Genomic DNA, 16,824 nt, shown 5'->3' on the forward strand with positions numbered 1-16,824 from the left:
GGGACGGGGGCGACGGGGTGGTCACCGGGTCAGCCGCGGGCCGAAATAGGCGAGGGCCGCACCGGCCACGAGGGCGACGCCCTGGGCCATCTGCTGCCAGAAGGCGGGCACGTTCAGCAGGGTCAGGCCGTTCTGCAGGCAGCCGAGGAAGAGCACGCCGAGCAGCACCCCGAAGACCGAGCCCGAGCCGCCGGTCAACGCGACTCCGCCGAGCAACACGGCGGTGAGCACGGTCAGTTCGAACCCTGCCCCCGAGGTCCCGGCGACGACACTGTCCAGCACTGACGCCTTGATGGCCCCGGCCAGAGCGGCCGCGACGCCCGTGACGACGAACAGCCCGAAGGGCGTACGGCGCACGCCGATGCCGGAGAGGTAGGCGGCCTCCCGGTTGACGCCGATGGCGAAGACGTGCCGCCCGGCCGGGGTGAGCGCCAGGAACAGCGCGCCCGCCACCAGCACCAGCGCGGCGATGACGACCGGCGCGTCGATCCCGGCGATGCGCGCTCCTCCGAGCCAGGCGAACCCCGCCCCGAAGCTGCTCAGCGGCAGCGGAAAGAGCTGCTGCGCCAGCCCGCGCACCGCGGTCAGCATGCCCAGCGTCACGATGAAGGCGGACAGCCCCAGGTAACAGCACAGGATGCCGTTCACGACGCCGACCGCCGCGCCCACGACGAGCGCGCCGAGCACCGCCACGACCGGCGACTGGTGCTGCTGCCCGGCGAGCCAGCCGGCCACCAGCCCGCCCAACGCGAGCGTCGAGCCGACCGACAGATCGAGGTAGCCACTGATGACCAGCAGCGCGAGCGGCACGGCCACGATGGTCAGCGTGGCCGCGTCGGTGGCGATCCCGCGCAGATTCCCCGCGTCGAGGAAACTCCCGGTCGTCAGCTGGAACACCAGCACCATCAGGGCAAGGACGACGAGCAGCGGATGCCGCCGCACGGCGGTGAGCCCTCCGCCGGCCAGGGCACGCGGCCCCGGAACGATGCGGTCGGCAGGTGTGGTGGTCGCGGTGGTCATGCCGCTCCTTCCGAGGTCGCGGGGTTGTCCGGATCGTGTATGTCTACGTCTGCGTTGTGTACGGCCGACAGCAGCGCCGCCTCGGTGAGTTCGGCCCCGCTCAGCTCGCCCACGATCCGTCCCGCGGCGACGACCAGGCAGCGGTCGGCCAGCGCGACGACCTCCTCCGGGTCGCTGGAGGCGAACAGCACGGCGGTGCCCCGCTGTTCGGCGAGTGAGGAGACGACCTGGTAGATCTCCTGCCGGGCGCCCACGTCGACGCCCTGCGTGGGCTCGTCGAGCAGCAGGACGTCCACGCTGCGAGCCTCGTTGATCCACCGGCCCAGGACGAGCTTCTGCTGGTTGCCTCCGGAGAAGGCGGCCGCAGGCAGCCGCGGCCGGGCGGGTCGCAGCCCGACCGCCTCGGACAGCGCGCCGAAGATCCGCCGTTCACGGGCCAGCGCCCGCACACCCCGCCGGGCCAGCGGACGGACCGACGGCAACAGCGCGTTGTCCTGGGCGCTCAACAGCGGGAACAGCCCCTGTCGGCGCCGGTCCGCCGGCACGAGCGCGATCCCCGCGGCCAGCGCCTCGGCCGGGCGGATGGCCGCGACGGCACGGTCAGCGACGCGCACCGTTCCGCCGGACGCGCGGCGCCTGCCGTACAAGGTCTCCAGAATGCGCGTACGGCCGGCGCCGATCAGCCCGTACAGCCCGACGATCTCGCCGTCGCCGACATTGAGGTCGACGGGACCGAATCCGGGACCGCGCAGCCCGTCCACCGTGAGGCGGGCCGGGCGCACACCTTGCGCGGCGCGCGCCCGCACCCGACCGGCAGGGACGGCATCGCCGGTCCCCGGGCCCACGATCGCGTCGGCCAACTCCCGCCGCGTCCGCCCCGACACCACCGACCGATGGGTCACCCGCCCGTCCCGCAACACCGTCACGGCATCCGCGAGCCGCTCCACCTCGGCCAGCAGATGGGTGACGTACACGATGGCCAGTCCCTGGCCGCGCAGATCCTCCACCCGCTCGGTCAGGGCGTCGCTCTCCGCCTCGGACAGCGCGGCCGTGGGCTCGTCGAGCACCAGCACCGAGGCGCTGCGGCTGAGCGCCTTGGCGATCTCCACCAACTGCCGCTGCCCCATGGGCAGTTCGCCCACCCGGTCGCGCGGCGAGCAGTGCGCCGCGACGCGCTGCAGCAGCCCGGAAGCCACCTCTTCCTGGGCCCGCCGGTCGATCCGCCCGTACGGGGTCCACTCCTGGCCGAGGAAGATGTTCTCGGCCACCGTCAGCGAGTCGACGACGCTGAGCGTCTGGAAGATGACCGCCACACCCGCGGCGATCGACTCGCGCGGACTCAGCCGCGTATGGCTGCTGCCGCCCACCTCGATCGTGCCCGCGTCCGGCGGGAAGGCACCGCCGAGGCACTTGATCAGGGTGGACTTGCCGGCGCCGTTGTGGCCGAGCAGGGCGTGCACCTGGCCCGCCGGGACGGTGAGGTCCACGCCGTCCAACGCCCGTACGCCGCCGAAGGACTTGCTCAGCCCACGCACACGAAGGTTCGGCACTTTCGCTTCGGACATGACCGGTGCCTACGAGTTCTGTGCGAGCAGCGCGTCGATCCGCGCCGTGTCGCCGTGCTGGACGAGCGTGATCGGCACCTGGACGCTGGGGTTCTGCTTCCCGGCGGCGACCGCGAGCGGCACGTCGACGACGGCGGACGCGATGTCCTGCGGCGCCAGGGCGGCCGAGGCGCGGTAGAACGTGCCCTGCTTGACGGCGAGCAGCGAGGGAGCGGCACCGTCCTGCCCGCCGACGAAGGTCTTGGCGTCGTCCTTGGCCCGTCCCGTCTGCTGCAGGGCCTTGAAACCGCCGTAGGCCGCGGCGTCCGTGACGCCGAGGATGATGTTCAGGTCGGGATGCTTGGCGAGGACGGCGCGGGACTTCGACAGCCCCGTGTCCGGATCGATGGCCTGCTCCTTGGCAACGACGTCGATGCCGGGTGCGTGCTTGGTGAAGGCGTCGATCATGCCCTTGGTGCGCTCGCGGCCCAGCTGGATCGTGCTGTCGGTGAGGAAGGCGACCTTGCCCTTGCCGCCGAGCTGCTGGTTGGCCCACTTCGCCGCGGCCTCCCCGAGCAGCGTGCCGCCCTTGAGGAAGCTGAACTGGATGTCCGCGCTCTGGTGCTCCAGCGTTCCGCCGTACGTCACCCAGATCAGCCCGGCATCCAGCGCCCTCTTGGCGATGGCCTCGGTGGCCTCGAAGACCATCGGGAACGACACGATGGCCGGGACCTTCTGACTGACCCAGGTGCCCAGGTTGGTGGCCTGGGTGTCGGCGTTGCTCGCGTCGCTGGTGGTCAGCAGCGAGACGTGGTGTTTCTTCGCGGCGGCGGTGGAGAGCTTCACCAGCGTTGCGTAGAGCGGGAGTTGGGTGAACGGATAGTCCAGCCCGATCCTGCCCAGGGCCTTCGCGCCCGACGACGATCCGGCCGCCGCGTTCTCGGCCTTCGCCGATCCTGCGCCATCGTCCGGCGCCGAACAGCCCGCCGCGGCCAGTGCGGTGGCCGCCGCGACACCGCTCGACCATGCGAGGAACTGCCGGCGTGAGGCCGGGGGAACGGCCTGCGGGAATCTGGTCATGGCGGTGCTCTCCCAGGAAAACGGGCCCGTCACGGCGGGCGTCCGGCTGTGCCGAACAGAAAAGCCCCGGGCCCCCGGCCCCGCCATCCGTACAAATACCGACTCTCCGAACCGCCGGGCCCGACCAGGAGGAGCCGGGGCGCGGCAACAGCCGAGGGGTTGCCCGACACTCACCCCATCCCTATCGTTAGGGTCCAAACAATCTCGCCGTAACAGTTCCTCCGTGGTTACAGGGGCCCTCGGGAGGCTCACATGCTCAGCCACCAGCAGATCGCCGCCGCGACCCGCATCGGCATGCTCACCCGCGAACGCGACACCGCCACGGCCTGCGGCCAGGCCCTGCAGGAGCTCGGCGGGGCCCTGCCGTTCGACGCCGTGACCCTGCTCGGCATCGACCCCGTCTCCGGCAGGCATGTGCAGATCGCCGGCGTCGGCTACACCGCCGAGACCTCGCAGGCGCTGGCCGCCGAGTTCGTCTCGACTCCCTGGTACGCCAATGTCGTACGACAGGAGTTGCCGCGCTCAATCTCCGAGGACGCCGACGATCCCGGGCCGCGCTTCCGGCACGGCTGGTTCTACGCCGAGCGGGTCCGGCCGGCCGGTTTCCGTGACGGGCTGACCGGGGCGCTGCGCCACGACGGGCGCCTGGTCGGCCTGATCCATCTGTCCACGGAAGGCGCCGACACCTATGACACCGAGGCGCGGCAGCTCCTTGCCTCGATCCTGCCGGCGCTGGGCGTCCTGACCGACCCCACGGCCCCTGTCGCGGGTCTCGGCGATCTGCCGCCCGGGGCGGGCGCGAACCTCGTCACGGCCGAGGGCGTGATCGACGTCCCGGGCCGGGCGCCCGCCGGGGCCTTGCAGGACGAGGCCTTCGCCCGGCTCGTCGAGGTGTTCGCCCTCTCCCGCGGCCTGCGCCTACGGGCCCTGTGGCCGGTCGGGGCCGAGTGGCACCGCGTGGTGCTGCGTCGCTGCGCGGTCGGGCCGGGGGCGGCGACGCGGACGGCGGTGCTGGTGCACGAGGAGCGCGCCGAGCTGCCGTACGGACTGAGTCCGCGGGAGCTGGAGGTGCTCACGCGGGCGGCCAGGGGGCAGACCAACCAGGCCATCGCGCAGGCCCTGTTCCTGTCGCCGCGGACCGTGCACAGCCACATCGAGCACCTGCTGCGCAAGACCGGCTGCGCCTCGCGCGCCGAGGCCACGGCGCTCGCCGTGCGGGACGGCGTGCTGCGGCCCGCGCCGGAAGACCTGGAGTACTTCGTGGAACGGGCGCCCGCCGCCCGGGAACAAGGAGCAAGCCGACGATGACCCACGCACCCCGCATGCTGCTCGTCCTCAGCGAGAACTGGACCCTCACCGGCGGCCGCGCCGATCTGCCCACGGCCGTACGGTGGGCCCGCGAGGCCGAGGACGCCGGCTTCGACTCGGTCATGGTCAGCGAACACATCGTGCTCGGCCCCGACGCGGGCGCCGACGGCATCATGGGCAACGCCCGTGAGTACGCCCTGCCGGGAAACCAGGATCCGTACACCCCCTGGCCCAACTCGCTGCTCCTGCTCGCCGCCATCGCCTCCGTCACCGAGCGTCTGCGACTGGCCGCCGCGGCCGTCCTCGCCCCACTGCGCCATCCGCTGCTCATGGCAAGGGAGTTGGGCACCCTCGACCTGCTCAGCGAGGGCCGCCTGCTGGTGCAGCCCACGGTCAGCTGGAGCAGGGACGAGTACGACGCCCTCGGCGTGCCCTTCGGCATGCGGGGCCGCCTGCTCGACGAACACCTGGAGGTGTGGGCCAAGGCCTGGGGCCCGTCCCCGATCTCGCACGAGAGCGAGCACTACCCCTTCCGGGACGTCTACTTCGAGCCCAAGGCCTACCGCCCGGACGGCCCGCGGCTGTGGTTCGGCGGCCAGCGCCTGCACGGTCCCGTCCTGCGCCGACTCGTCCGCTACGGCCACGGGTTCCACCCGCTGGGCAGGCCGACACCCCCGGACATGCAACTGCTCAAGGACGCCATGGCCGCCGCCGGCCGGGACGTGTCCGACCTGGAGATGATCGGCGGCACCCAGGCCGTCTTCCCCGACGACCACTCACCGGCGGACCTCGGCGCGGCCCTTGCGCCGATTGCCGAACAGCTGGAACAGGGCTTCACGACGTTCTGCATCAAGCCGAACCAGTTCATCGACGACCCGGACGGGGTGGGGGAGTTCTGCCGTGAGGTGATGCGCCGGGTCGAGGCGCTGACCCGGTAGCGTGCCGAGCATCTTGACGTGTACTTGGCAGAGTCGTTCTTTGGAACGCTCCCACACTCTGTTCATCCCGATGCCTGAGTTTCTTGGCGCTCACTCCTGGAGTCGCAGTGAGAAGAACAAGAAGCACGACACGAAAGAGTTCCTTGGCCAAACTGCTCACCGGCCTGGTGAGTCTGGTCGGCCACCCCGCCGCGCCGCCTTCGCCACGGGACGTTCTCGCACGGCTGAGTTGTACGGCGTGGATACGTCCCGGGGTGTGCGGGAGTCGTGCCGTGCTCATCTCAGGACGTACCGTCTGCGGCCCAGGACGTACCGTCAGCGGCGCCGGCGGGCGTTGAGGCGGGCGGCCTGGCGGGTCAGGTGGTCGCGCTCGGCGAGGGCGGGTGCCTTGTGGGCCGCCTCGGCGTACAGCTGTGCCGCCGTGGCCAGGTCGCCGTCGCGCTCGTGGAGGTAGGCCGCCACCGCGGTGTGGCGGGGCAGTGAGTCGTCCAGCTCCGCGAGCGCCGCCAGGCCGGCGCGTGGTCCGTCGGCCTCGCCGACGGCCACGGCGCGGTTGAGTCGGACGACCGGGCTGTCGGTCAGGCGCGTGAGCTCGTCGTACCACTCGACGATCTGCACCCAGTCGGTTTCCTCGGCGGTGGGCGCATCCGCGTGGAGGGCGGCGATGGCGGCCTGGGCCTGGTACTCGCCCAGCCGGTCGCGGGCGAGGGCCGCCTGCAGGATTGCGACGCCCTCGGCGATCGACGCGGTGTCCCACCGGCCGCGATCCTGCTCGGCGAGCGGTACCAGGCTGCCGTCGGGCGCGGTGCGGGCGGCGCGCCGGGCGTGGTGGAGCAGCATGAGGGCGAGCAGCCCCGCCACCTCGGGGTGGTCGATCGCCGCCGCGAGCTGCCGGGTGAGCCGGATGGCCTCGGCGGCGAGGTCGACGTCGCCCGAGTAGCCCTCGTTGAAGACCAGGTAGAGGACGCGCAGCACGGTGGCGACGTCACCGGGCTGGTCGAATCGCACACCGGCCACGGTGCGTTTGGCCCGGCTGATCCGCTGCGCCATGGTCGCCTCGGGCACCAGGTAGGCCTGGGCGATCTGGCGGGTGGTCAGACCGCCGACGGCGCGCAGCGTGAGCGCGACCGCCGCCGACGGCGTCAGCGACGGGTGGGCGCACAGGAAGTAGAGCTGGAGCGTGTCGTCCACGGCGGGTGTGGGCCCGGGCGGCGGCTCCTCGTCGACGAGGTCCTCACGCCGGCGGCGGGCGGTCTCCGCCCGCCGCGTGTCGAGGAACTTGCGCCAGGCCGCGGTGATCAGCCAGCCCTTCGCATCCCGCGGCGGATCGGCCGGCCACACGCGGACCGCCTCGATGAGCGCGTCCTGCACGGCGTCCTCGGCCGCCGCGAAGTCGGCTCCGCGGCGGACGAGGACGGTGAGCACGCTCGGTGTGAGGCTCCTGAGCAGGGCCTCGTTCATCGATGAGATCACTCCGTGCCGGTGCAGTGCGAGTGCCCGGCCAGGAACGGGCGCAGCTCCAGCCACTCGTGGATCGGCTTCCCGCCCGCGCCGGGGGCGGCCGACAGTTCCCCGGCCAGCTCGACCGCGCGCTCGTAGCTGTCGACGTCGATGATCATCCAGCCGGCGATGAGGTCCTTGGTCTCGGCGAACGGTCCGTCGGTGACCGGCGGACGCCCCTCACCGTCGTAGCGGACGAACGTCCCGTCGGGGGTGAGTGCCTGGCTGTCGACGAACTCGCCGGACTTCTCGAGCCGGGCCGCGAAGTCGTTCATGTACTGCACGTGGGCCGAGATCTCCTCCGGCGTCCACTGGGCCATGGGCACGTCGTTGACCGCCGCCGGGGCGCCTCGGTAGTGCTTCAGCAGCAGGTACTTGGCCATCGTGGTTCTCCTCGGTGCTCGTGCGACCCATTGTGGTCGCGTTCACCCCCGGGACGGAGCCGGACGCGGGTTCTCGACATCGCCGACAGATTTTTTTCCGCGAGACGGGGACCGGCTGTTCGAGGGGGCCGCGAGCCCCCGGGTGACCAGGCTGAGCGCGCCCGCGAGTTGTTCGCGGTGCCGGTGCAGGGTTTCCGGGGTGATGCCGGTTTCGGCCGTGTCCTCGGCGAAGTGGTCGGCCGCCACTTTGAGTACGGCGTTCATGGCGGCGGCCTGTGCGCGGACCTCGAACGCGTCGGCCGGCAGGCCCGTGCGTTCGGCGAGCACTTCGGCGAACGTGTCCTCCGCGCGCTCCCGGAGCATGAGGTAGGCGGCGCGCAGCGCGGGTTCGTCACGGGTCAGCCGGACCACGGTGTGAACTGCCTCGATGTCCGTGCTGGACGACGATTCGAGGACGGGGCGGTAGGCCGCTCGCAGGTGCTCTGTCAGGTCCGTGTCGGCCGGCCAGGCGTGCAGGACCGCCCGGAAGGCGTCGATCATCTTGGTGAGCAGGGGCTCCACGCAGCTTTCCTTGGTGCGGAAGTGGCGCCACAGTGTGCGTTCGGAGACGCCGGCCGCCCGTGCGATCTGCTCGCCGGAGGTGGCGGCCACGCCCTGTGCGGCGAACAGCCGGACCGCGTGACGGGAGATGTCCAGGCGTTGCCGCTCGCGTTGCTCGTCGCTGACCGGCGGCCGCCCCCGGCGGGGTGCACGGCCGCCGCCCACTCTGAAGTCCTCCATCGGCCGATCTTAGACACGCCTGGCGGGGTGGGCCGATTGGCGCAAACTTTATTGGCAGTGACTGACAATAAACTGCTACGGTCGAACCACCGGAAGATCACCGGAGGAGAGCCATGAGCGTTGCCGCCGAGCGTCCGCAGCTGCCCTTCACCCGTCCCAACGTCCTGGACCTCGCGCCGCTGTACGAGGTGCTGCGCCGGGAGGCCCCGGTCACGCCGGTCACCACACCGGCCGGGGATCCGGCCTGGCTGGTCACCCGCTTCGACGAGGTCCGCGACCTGCTCGGCGACAAGCGGCTCGGCCGCTCCCATCCCGAGCCGGAACGGGCGTCGCGCATCACCTCCGCCGCGGTCCTGGACGGGCCCTCGGGCAATTACGACACCGAGGAGGCCGACCACACCCGGATGCGCCGGCTGCTGACCCCGGCGTTCTCGGCCAAGCGGATGCAGATGCTCTCCGACCACGTGCAGCAGCTGGTCGACGACTGCATCGACCAGCTGCTCACCGAGCATGCCGCCGCCCCCGACGGCATCGTCGACCTGCACACCGGGCTGGCCTTCCCGCTGCCCGTCGCGGTCATCTGCCGACTGCTCGGGGTGCCCCAGGACGACCACGAGTACTTCGCTTCGCTCTCGGAGCGCATGGCCAACTACGCCATCGGCGACGGGGCCCACCAGGCACGGGACGAGTTCAGCCGCTACATGAGCGAACTCGCCGAGACCAAACGCACACAGACCGGCGAGGACGTGATCTCCGACGTCGTCCGCGCCCAGAGCACCGACCCGGACTACGACTACGACGAGATGATCCGCCTCTGCGTCGGGCTGCTGTTCGCCGGGCACGAGACCACCGTCAACCGCATCGGCCTGGGCACGCTCTTCCTGCTCACCCACCGCGACCAGTGGCAGGCGCTGACCGCAGACCCCGCCGCCCGGGTCAACGCCACCGTCGAGGAGATCATGCGCATGGGCGCGCCCGGCGACCTCGGTCTGCTCCGGTACGCCCACACCGACCTCGACGTCGCCGGTGTCACCATCCGCCGCGGCGACGCCGTGATCCTTTCGGTCAACTCCGCCAACCGCGACGCGTCCGTCTACACGGACGCCGAGAACTTCGCCCCCGACCGCCCGGAACGGGGCCACCTCGGCTTCGGCCACGGCGTGCACTTCTGCATCGGAGCAAGCCTGGCCCGCGTCGAACTGCGCGTCGTGTTCGCCGCCCTCGCCCGCCGCCTGCCCGGTCTCCGGCTCGCCAAGGCGCTCGACGAACTGGAAGTGCGCACCACCCTCACCGGTGGCGTGACGGAGCTTCCCGTGACCTGGTGACCACTGACTCCTCCGTGCTGGACACGCCCCGCTGCGCCCGGCCCCCTCAAGGCCGGGCGAGCTGCTCCACCCGTGCGTGCAGGTGCTCGGCAGCGTGCTCGGACTCCGGCTTCATCAGCACGCTGCGCAGGATCCGGGCGCCTTGGGCGTCCGCGGTGACCTTGGGATGGCGTACGGCGAACGCCTCGCGGCTCGCCTTGAAGGTGCTCAGGAACACCGGGTCGGGGCCGGACATGCCGTCGGCGAGGATGCGGGCGGAGGTCGCGTCGATGCCGGACAGGGCGGCCGGTTCGACGGTGGGGAAGTAGCTGACGATGTCCAACTCGGGCCGCTGGTACAGCTCCAGGACGTCGGACGCCTCGATCAGATCCGCCCAGTGCAGGGCCGCTCGGCGCCCTGCCGCCAGGACCTGGCCGAGGCCGTCGGGGGTGGGCGGCAGCAGCCGGAAGGTGAGCCACAGGGCTGCAGCGGAGGCGCCGGCGCGCGAGCACTCCAGGCTGATCTCGCCGAGATGGAGTTCGCCGGAGGTGAAGTACGTGTAGGGGGAGTCGTGGAGGTAGAAGCGGCCGACCCCCGGGTCGCGGAAGAGGACGGCGCCGCAGCCGTAGGGCTGGAGTCCGTGCTTGTGCGGGTCGACGACGATCGAGTCGCACCGTGCGAGGGCCCGCCAGGGGTCGGGCGGGAGCCCCTCGGGGCCGTCGGCGCCGGCGAGCAGCGTGAAGAAGCCGCCGTAGGCGGCGTCGACGTGGATGCGGACGCCGTGCCGCTCGGCCAGGGGCAGGACCTCGTGGACGGGGTCGACGGCGCCCAGTCCGGTGGTGCCGGTGGTCACGACGACCGTGCCGACCTCACCGGTCCGCAGGACGTCCTCCAGCGCGTGGAGGTCGATGCGGCCCCGGCTGTCGGTGCGCACGGGGTGGCCGGTCATGTCGAGGACGTGGCACATGCGGCCGTGGGTGTAGTGGGCGTCCTCGCTGTAGGCGACGCCCCGGCCCGGGTGGAGTTCGCGGGCCACGAAGAGGGCTTCCAGGTTGGCGATCGTGCCGCTGGTGGTGAGGTGGCCGAGGTGGGTGTCGTAGCCGAACATCGCGGCGAGCCGGGCGACGGCCTCGCGTTCCATCGCCGCGGTGGCGGGACCGCCGTCCAGGGCGTGGTTGTTGGGGTTGATCAGCATGGCGGTGAGGTAACCGACCACGGCCGCGGGGTGCGGCGGCTTGAGCATCTGACCCGCGTAACGCGGATGGAAGAACGGGTAGTTGTCCTTCAGCCTGCCGGTGAACTCCTCGAAGGCCGCGCCGAAACGCTCGTCGTCGACGAGGAGCGACGGGTGTGACCGGTACGGACCGAAGGTGTCGGCCCAGTCCTGTATGGCGTCGGTGGCGCGGCCGAGCCAGTGCTGCAGATCCACTGTGCTCTCCCTCTCTCGCGGGTGATGTCGCACACCATAGGATTTAGCTGACTGCTCAGCAATTGATTGCTCAGCAATTGAGACAGCAGTAGGTGATCTGGCAGTAGAGTTCGATACGTGAATGCCAGGAGCTCCCGGAGCCACGAGGCCGCCGCAACCCGTGCCGCGAACAGCCCGCTGGTGCGCGACTTCGGCCTGCTGATCAGGTCCGCCACCCGCCTCGAGCAGCGGATCGACGGCGCGGTGCGGCGGGAGTGCGGCATCAGCCACACGATGCTGGAGGTGCTGATACGGCTCTGCCGACAGCCCGGCGACGAGGTCTCACAGAGGCAGCTCGCCGATGACCTCACGCTCACCAGCAGCGGTACGACCCGCCTGGTCGACCGTATGGAGGAGGCCGGGCTGGTCCGCCGTGTGCCGTCACCCGGGGACCGCAGGGTGGCCCTGGTGGAGCCGACCGAGGAGGGCCGGGAGGTGTTCGTGCGGGCCGCGGCCGTGCACGCGCGCGTGGTGGAGGAGTACTTCGTCAAGCCGGTGACCGCCGCCGACTACCCACGACTGACGCGTGCGCTGGGCGAGATCGACAGGGCCCTGCGCTCGGACGGCGGATGACCCGGTGGCCCGGAGGGCCGCCTTCCGGCCGTTTCCGCGGACGGGTGGCTGCTCCGAGCAGGCCTCAAGGGCCGCTGGTCTTCCGGTGCGGATACGGCGACTGCACCGGCGTACGCCGCAGCGCGGGCCGGAAGTGATCCCGGCCCGCGCCTTGTCGTTCGGTTTTCAGCCGCCAGGGGTCAGCCGAGCAGCTTGCTCGCGAGGGTCGCGGCGTTGTACGAGCCCCAGCCGGTGGTGAAGTCCCAGCCGGTGGCGGCGGAGTAGGCGCCGTTGCTGCCGCTGGTGATGTCGTGGAAGCCGGTGCCGCTCGCCGAGTAGAGGGCGGGGTTGGCGAAGCCGAGGTTGGCCTTGCCGGCTGCCGCGGCCTGCTGGTTGTAGAGCGCGGCGAACGCCGCCCACTCGGGCGCGGCGGCGCTGGTGCCGCCCACCGAGGACCAGGAGCCCTGCGAGTAGATCGAGACGCCGGGGCTGGGGTTGGCGTGCGCCGAGACGTCCGGGACCTGGCGGAAGCCGCCGCCGGCGCTCTTCTGCACCGCGGTCTGCCAGCTGGGGATCTTGAAGACGGAGGACTTGCCGCCACCGCCGCCGGACCAGGCCACCTCCTTGCTGAAGGCGTTGGACGAGGTCACGGTCAGCTTGGTGCCGCCGACGCCGGTGACGTACGGGTCGCTGGCCGGGTAGTCGACGGAGGTGCCGCCGTCGCCCGCGTCGTCGGAGCCGTCGTCGCCGGAGGCCGCGTAGAAGCCGAGGCCCTGGGCGGCGCCCGCCTTGAAGACGGCGTCCACGGCGTTGAAGCCGGAGGTGGTGCGGGCGCTCTCGGCGGCGCCCCAGCTGATCGAGGTGGTCGGGATGCCGCTGTCGACGATGGCCTGATAGGTGTCGACCTCGCCGGCGTCGGAGTTGGGGCCCTCGAAGACGGTGACGTTCGCCTTGGGGGCGATCGCGTGCAGGACCTCGATGTCCAGCTCGACCTCGACCTGCCCGTCGCCGAGCGCGCCGGAGCCGCCGTCCACCTTCTGCACGGTCGGCGTGGGCGAACCCAGGCTGTAGTTGGTGTCGTACTTCGTGATGTTGGACTGCTGGAAACCGTCGAACTCCAGCAGCGCGATCTTCTGGCCACTGCCGGTGTACGTTCCGGAGACGTTGTAGCCGCCCTTGAGCTGGGCCGGGGTGTAGCCGCCGCCCGGGCCGTTGTGCGGGGTGACCGTGGAGGGCGCCTGGTGGTGCAGGGTCAGGCGGTTGTTGAGGCCGGCCACGTCGCTGACGAGGGAGGCGACGGAGGCCGGCAGGGTCGGCGTGGTGTCGTTGGCGTAGAACGAGCGCCCCGACGCCGTGTCCTTGAAGGTCGACAGCTTGGTGCCGAAGGCCTTCTCCAGCTGGGCGGCGGTGCCGCTGGCGTCGACCAGCAGGTTGCCCGAGTGGACCTTGCCGATGGTGAGCCCCTGCGCGCGCAGGTAGTCCTTGAGCTGCTCGACCTCGGCGTCGGTCCGGCCGAAGCGGGCCGCGAACTGGGCCTTCGTCAGGTAGTGGCCGTAGGAACTCGACCGCGGATTGCTGACCTTGGCGACGAAGGTGTCGAGTGCCTTGTCGTTTCTGGGGGTCAGGCTGATCGCCACCGATATCCGCTTGCCGGCGGCGACGTTTCCGGTGCGGGAGGCGTTCTTGTTGAGGCCCTTGAGGACATCTCCGGTGATCGCGGCGCGAGTCGCGTGCGGCTGGACGGTGCCGGCGGCGTAGGCGGCGGGTACGGCGGCGGCGAGCAGGGCCGGCACGGTGACCAGACCGAGCAGTTTCAGGCGTGACTTCACTGAGGTCCTCCGGAAGGTGGGGGGTGTGTCCCGGAAGCGGAACGGCTTCAACGTAGGAACATCAGCCCCACCCGCATAAGCGGGGGAACCCTTGCTTCACGTGTTAACAACTGATGTCACGTGAACGGCGGATGTCACGTCAGCGGCGGCTGTCGAGCGCCCGGGCAGTCCGCACCCGGCCGGGCTGACTCACCGTCACGGCCTGGACTGCGGTCCTGACTTGGTCGTCGTCGCCGGAGTTCACGGCCCCCGCGCCGGACGCGATGACGGCGACCGCCATCGCATGGGCGAGCGCGGTGCGCGAGCGGACACCGACCTTGCGGTAGACCCGCGACAGGGCGCCTTCCACCGTCTTGACGCTGATGAACAGCTCTGCGGCGACTTCGCGGTTGGTGGCCCCGCCGCCGACCAGTTCGGCGATCCTGGCTTCGGTGGGGGTGAGTTCGGGTCCGCCCGCGCCCGCCTCACCGCTGCGCTCCCCGGCCTCCAGCCGCGCCAGCTCGTCCCCGGCCCGCGCCGCCAGCGGAGCGGCGCCGATGCGTGTCGCGGTCTCCAGTGCCTCGCCGAGGGCCGCCCGCGCCGCGGTCCTGCGACGTGAGCGGCGCTCGACCGCGCCGAGCGCGATCAGGGTGCGCACCAGCTCCACGGGCAAGGGGAGTTGACGCAGGCGGTCCACCGCGGCACGCAGCCGTACCGCCCCCTCCTTCGCCCGCCCGAGCCCCGCCTCCCGCAGCCCCTCCGCCCGTTCCAGAGCCGCCAGTACGCTCCCGGGCGCATCGCCGGACACACGCGTGCGGGCCTCACGGAGCACAGCCCCGGCGGTATCCGTCTCGCCCAGGATCACCAGGGCTTCGGCGAGGTCGCCGTACCAGTGCAGCAAGGGCGGATCGGCGGCGCACATCGCCTCACCGAGCTCCTTGACGCGGTGCAGCGCCTCGGCCGCGGCCGCTGCTCCCCGCGGGTCGCCGGCGAGCAGCTCGGCCTGCCCGAGCACCGCCAGCGCGCGCAGCAGGAACAGCCGGTCGCCGTCCGCCTCCGAGGCCCGAACCGCCTGCTCGGCCAGGCGCCGGGCCTCGTCGGCGCTGCCGCCCGCGGTCGCCGCGAGCGCCGCCGCATACAGTGCGGGCGCCGCCTGTACGCCCGTCTCGGCCAGGGCCCGCGAGCAGCGGGCGGCGGTGCGCAGTGCCTCCCGGCAGTGCCCGGCGCGCACCTGGATGCGGGTCAGCGCCACCAAGGTCGCCATGACCTCCTCGACCCCGGCGAACTCGCCGATGTCCGCGAGGAGTTCGGCGACCTGCTGCCCGGCCTCGGTGACCCTGTCGGAGTCCAGGGCGAGGATCGCCCGCATCCGGATCAGTCCCCAGCTCTCCGGGCCGGCGTCGGCGCCACCGGCCAGTGCAAGGGCCTCTTCGAGCGCGGCGCCGGCGGCGGCCGTCTCCCCGGCCAGGGACCGCACCCGGGCGAGGGTGGCGAGGGCGCCGATCCGGGTGTCGGTGTCGCCTGCCCGGGCCGCCTGCCGGGCAGCGCGCCGGGCATGCCGTGCCGCCTCCGCCAACTCCCCGCACAGCAGCCCCCGTACGGCCGCCCAGTGATGCAGCCATCCCTCGGCTTCCGGATCGCCGTCGGCGTCCTGCAGGCCTTCCTCGATCAGGTCACGGGCACCCCCCAGCGCCTGCCCGGCGTTGCGCAGCAGGATCAGCCGGGCCCGCACCCGCTGCCGTGCGGAGCCCGAACCGGCGAGCACGGTCTCGGCCGCCTGCCCCGCCTCCTCCAACTGCCCGGCGTCACAGGCGTATTCGGCCGCGGCCAGCAGCCGGTCGGCGCGCTCGCCGGGATGGTCGCCGGGAGTGTGCCGGGCGGCGAGCCCGGCCAGTTCGCAGGCGGCGTCGGGTGCGCCGTCGCGGCGGGCGGACTCGGCCGCGGACATCAGCGTGCGGGCGGTGGCCTCGTCCTCGTACGGGTGCGCGAGGGCGAGGTGGCGGGCCTGTCCCACGGGCTCGGTGACGGCGCGGGCCAGCAGGGAGTGCGCCTGCCGGCGGCTGTACTCCGGGGCGTCGGCATAGACGGCGGCGCGGATCAGCGGATGTCTGAAACGTACGGTTCCGTCGGCGTCGGCCGCCGCGACGCCGAGCCGTTCGGCCTCGGCGAGGTCCGCGGCGGGGTCGGGAAGCCCGGCGGCTCGCAGCACGGTGAGGCTGGGGCGGGCGGCGGCGCTGGTGACGAGGAGCGTGTGCCGCACCGTCTCCGGCAGCGTACGCACCTGGGCCAGCAGCAGGGTGCGCAGCCTTATCGGTATGGGCAGCGGCCGGCCGAAGCCGACGGACGCCGCATCGTGCGGGGCCGCCCGCCCCAACTCCAGTGCGTACGCCGGGTTTCCGGCAGCGGTGTCCTGGATCGCCCGCAGCACCGCCGGCGGCAGATCGGCACCGACGGCCGTGCGCACGAGGTGGGCCACCTCGCCGTCCACCATGGGCGGCACCGGCACTTCGACGGTGCCCGGCGGGCAGCAGCGCAGCCGTTCGGGCTGCTCGGCGTCGGCCACCCGCTCGGCGGCCACCACCCGAATGGGGAGGCCCTCGACGCGGCGTACGGCGAAGGCGAGCACCTCGGCGCTCGGACCGTCCAGCCACTGGAGGTCGTCGACGACCAGCAGCACGGGGCCGGCGGCGGCGAGGGAGCGCAGCACCTCGACAACCGCGACACGCAGCGCGAGACGGCTTTGGTCGCCGGCCGGTTCGGGGCCGCGCAGCAGGACCGCCCTCAGCGCCTCCCGGGGCTGGGGTGCCAGTGCCTCCAGGCAGCTCTCCGGCACCCGCGCGAACAGGTCGACGAGGCCGACGAACGCAAGCCGGGCGTCCTCCTCCGCGGGCGAGCAGTGCAGCACCGTGCATGACGCGTCCTGCGCGGCCAAGGACGAACGGAGGGCGGCCAGGAGCGTGGACTTGCCGATCCCCGCGGGACCGTGGAAGAGCACTCCGGGGCGGGCCGTCAACTCGGCCAGGGCGGCGTCGAGCAGCGCGCGGCGCCCGGTCAATGACGGTACCCGCGGCGAGTGCAGCAGGTCCCAGGGCATCGCAGCATGTGCACATGACAACCTTCGCGGATCACCCTTGTCAAT

13 protein-coding genes are annotated in these 16,824 nt (G+C 72.1%); 4 read left to right on the forward strand and 9 right to left on the reverse strand.

Features of this window, described 5'->3' with window-relative positions:
* Positions 1 to 21: 21 nt before the first annotated feature.
* Genes ACFY10_RS24310 through ACFY10_RS24320 form a run of 3 tightly spaced genes read right to left on the reverse strand, consistent with a single transcriptional unit; the run spans position 22 to position 3,644 of the window.
* Complete coding sequence (locus ACFY10_RS24310; protein WP_390667286.1) at positions 22 to 1,020, reverse strand: ABC transporter permease; 999 nt, start codon at positions 1,018 to 1,020, stop codon at positions 22 to 24.
* A complete protein-coding gene (locus tag ACFY10_RS24315) occupies positions 1,017 to 2,585 on the reverse strand; it encodes a sugar ABC transporter ATP-binding protein (RefSeq protein WP_390667287.1) in 1,569 nt (522 codons plus the stop codon). The genes ACFY10_RS24310 and ACFY10_RS24315 overlap by 4 nt, the downstream gene beginning before the upstream one ends.
* Before the next feature lie 9 nt (positions 2,586 to 2,594).
* On the reverse strand, positions 2,595 to 3,644 hold the full coding sequence (locus ACFY10_RS24320; protein WP_390667288.1) for a sugar ABC transporter substrate-binding protein: 1,050 nt from the start codon (positions 3,642 to 3,644) through the stop codon (positions 2,595 to 2,597).
* Positions 3,645 to 3,896: 252 nt separating this feature from the next.
* On the opposite strand from ACFY10_RS24320, the gene ACFY10_RS24325 reads away from it, so the two are divergent.
* Complete coding sequence (locus tag ACFY10_RS24325; protein WP_390667289.1) at positions 3,897 to 4,952, forward strand: response regulator transcription factor; 1,056 nt, start codon at positions 3,897 to 3,899, stop codon at positions 4,950 to 4,952.
* The gene (locus ACFY10_RS24330) at positions 4,949 to 5,890 is read left to right on the forward strand and encodes an LLM class flavin-dependent oxidoreductase (RefSeq protein WP_390667290.1); all 942 of its coding nucleotides are present in this window, start codon (positions 4,949 to 4,951) and stop codon (positions 5,888 to 5,890) included. Before ACFY10_RS24325 ends, ACFY10_RS24330 begins: the two co-directional genes overlap by 4 nt.
* Before the next feature lie 315 nt (positions 5,891 to 6,205).
* Here the strand turns inward: ACFY10_RS24330 and ACFY10_RS24335 are convergent, their stop codons facing one another.
* The 3 genes from ACFY10_RS24335 to ACFY10_RS24345 are packed head-to-tail and all read right to left on the reverse strand — an operon-like array spanning position 6,206 to position 8,553.
* Entirely contained in the window at positions 6,206 to 7,351 is a 1,146-nt protein-coding gene (locus ACFY10_RS24335) for an RNA polymerase sigma factor (RefSeq protein WP_390667291.1), read from the reverse strand.
* Between the two features lie 8 nt (positions 7,352 to 7,359).
* The gene (locus ACFY10_RS24340; protein ID WP_390667292.1) at positions 7,360 to 7,773 is read right to left on the reverse strand and encodes a YciI family protein; all 414 of its coding nucleotides are present in this window, start codon (positions 7,771 to 7,773) and stop codon (positions 7,360 to 7,362) included.
* Between the two features lie 42 nt (positions 7,774 to 7,815).
* Complete coding sequence (locus ACFY10_RS24345; protein WP_390667293.1) at positions 7,816 to 8,553, reverse strand: TetR family transcriptional regulator; 738 nt, start codon at positions 8,551 to 8,553, stop codon at positions 7,816 to 7,818.
* A gap of 113 nt (positions 8,554 to 8,666) precedes the next feature.
* Between ACFY10_RS24345 and ACFY10_RS24350 the strand changes: the two genes are divergently transcribed.
* Positions 8,667 to 9,878 (forward strand): cytochrome P450, encoded by a 1,212-nt coding sequence (locus tag ACFY10_RS24350; protein ID WP_390667294.1) that lies wholly within the window; start codon positions 8,667 to 8,669, stop codon positions 9,876 to 9,878.
* 46 nt (positions 9,879 to 9,924) lie between these two features.
* Here ACFY10_RS24350 and ACFY10_RS24355 read toward each other — a convergent pair whose 3' ends face one another.
* Complete coding sequence (locus ACFY10_RS24355) at positions 9,925 to 11,286, reverse strand: pyridoxal phosphate-dependent decarboxylase family protein (RefSeq protein WP_390667295.1); 1,362 nt, start codon at positions 11,284 to 11,286, stop codon at positions 9,925 to 9,927.
* A 117-nt stretch (positions 11,287 to 11,403) separates the two neighbouring features.
* Here ACFY10_RS24355 and ACFY10_RS24360 point away from each other — a divergent pair, with 117 nt between their 5' ends.
* The gene (locus tag ACFY10_RS24360; RefSeq protein ID WP_390667296.1) at positions 11,404 to 11,898 is read left to right on the forward strand and encodes a MarR family winged helix-turn-helix transcriptional regulator; all 495 of its coding nucleotides are present in this window, start codon (positions 11,404 to 11,406) and stop codon (positions 11,896 to 11,898) included.
* Positions 11,899 to 12,077: 179 nt separating this feature from the next.
* Here ACFY10_RS24360 and ACFY10_RS24365 read toward each other — a convergent pair whose 3' ends face one another.
* Both ACFY10_RS24365 and ACFY10_RS24370 read right to left on the reverse strand, forming a co-directional pair.
* Positions 12,078 to 13,706 (reverse strand): protease pro-enzyme activation domain-containing protein, encoded by a 1,629-nt coding sequence (locus tag ACFY10_RS24365; RefSeq protein WP_390667297.1) that lies wholly within the window; start codon positions 13,704 to 13,706, stop codon positions 12,078 to 12,080.
* A 139-nt stretch (positions 13,707 to 13,845) separates the two neighbouring features.
* Positions 13,846 to 16,779, reverse strand: a complete 2,934-nt coding sequence (locus tag ACFY10_RS24370; protein ID WP_390667298.1) for an AAA family ATPase — start codon at positions 16,777 to 16,779, stop codon at positions 13,846 to 13,848.
* Between the last annotated feature and the right edge of the window lie 45 nt (positions 16,780 to 16,824).

The sequence above is a fragment of the Streptomyces sp. NPDC001401 genome (genome assembly GCF_042895385.1).
Taxonomy (GTDB): Bacteria; Actinomycetota; Actinomycetes; order Streptomycetales; family Streptomycetaceae; genus Streptomyces.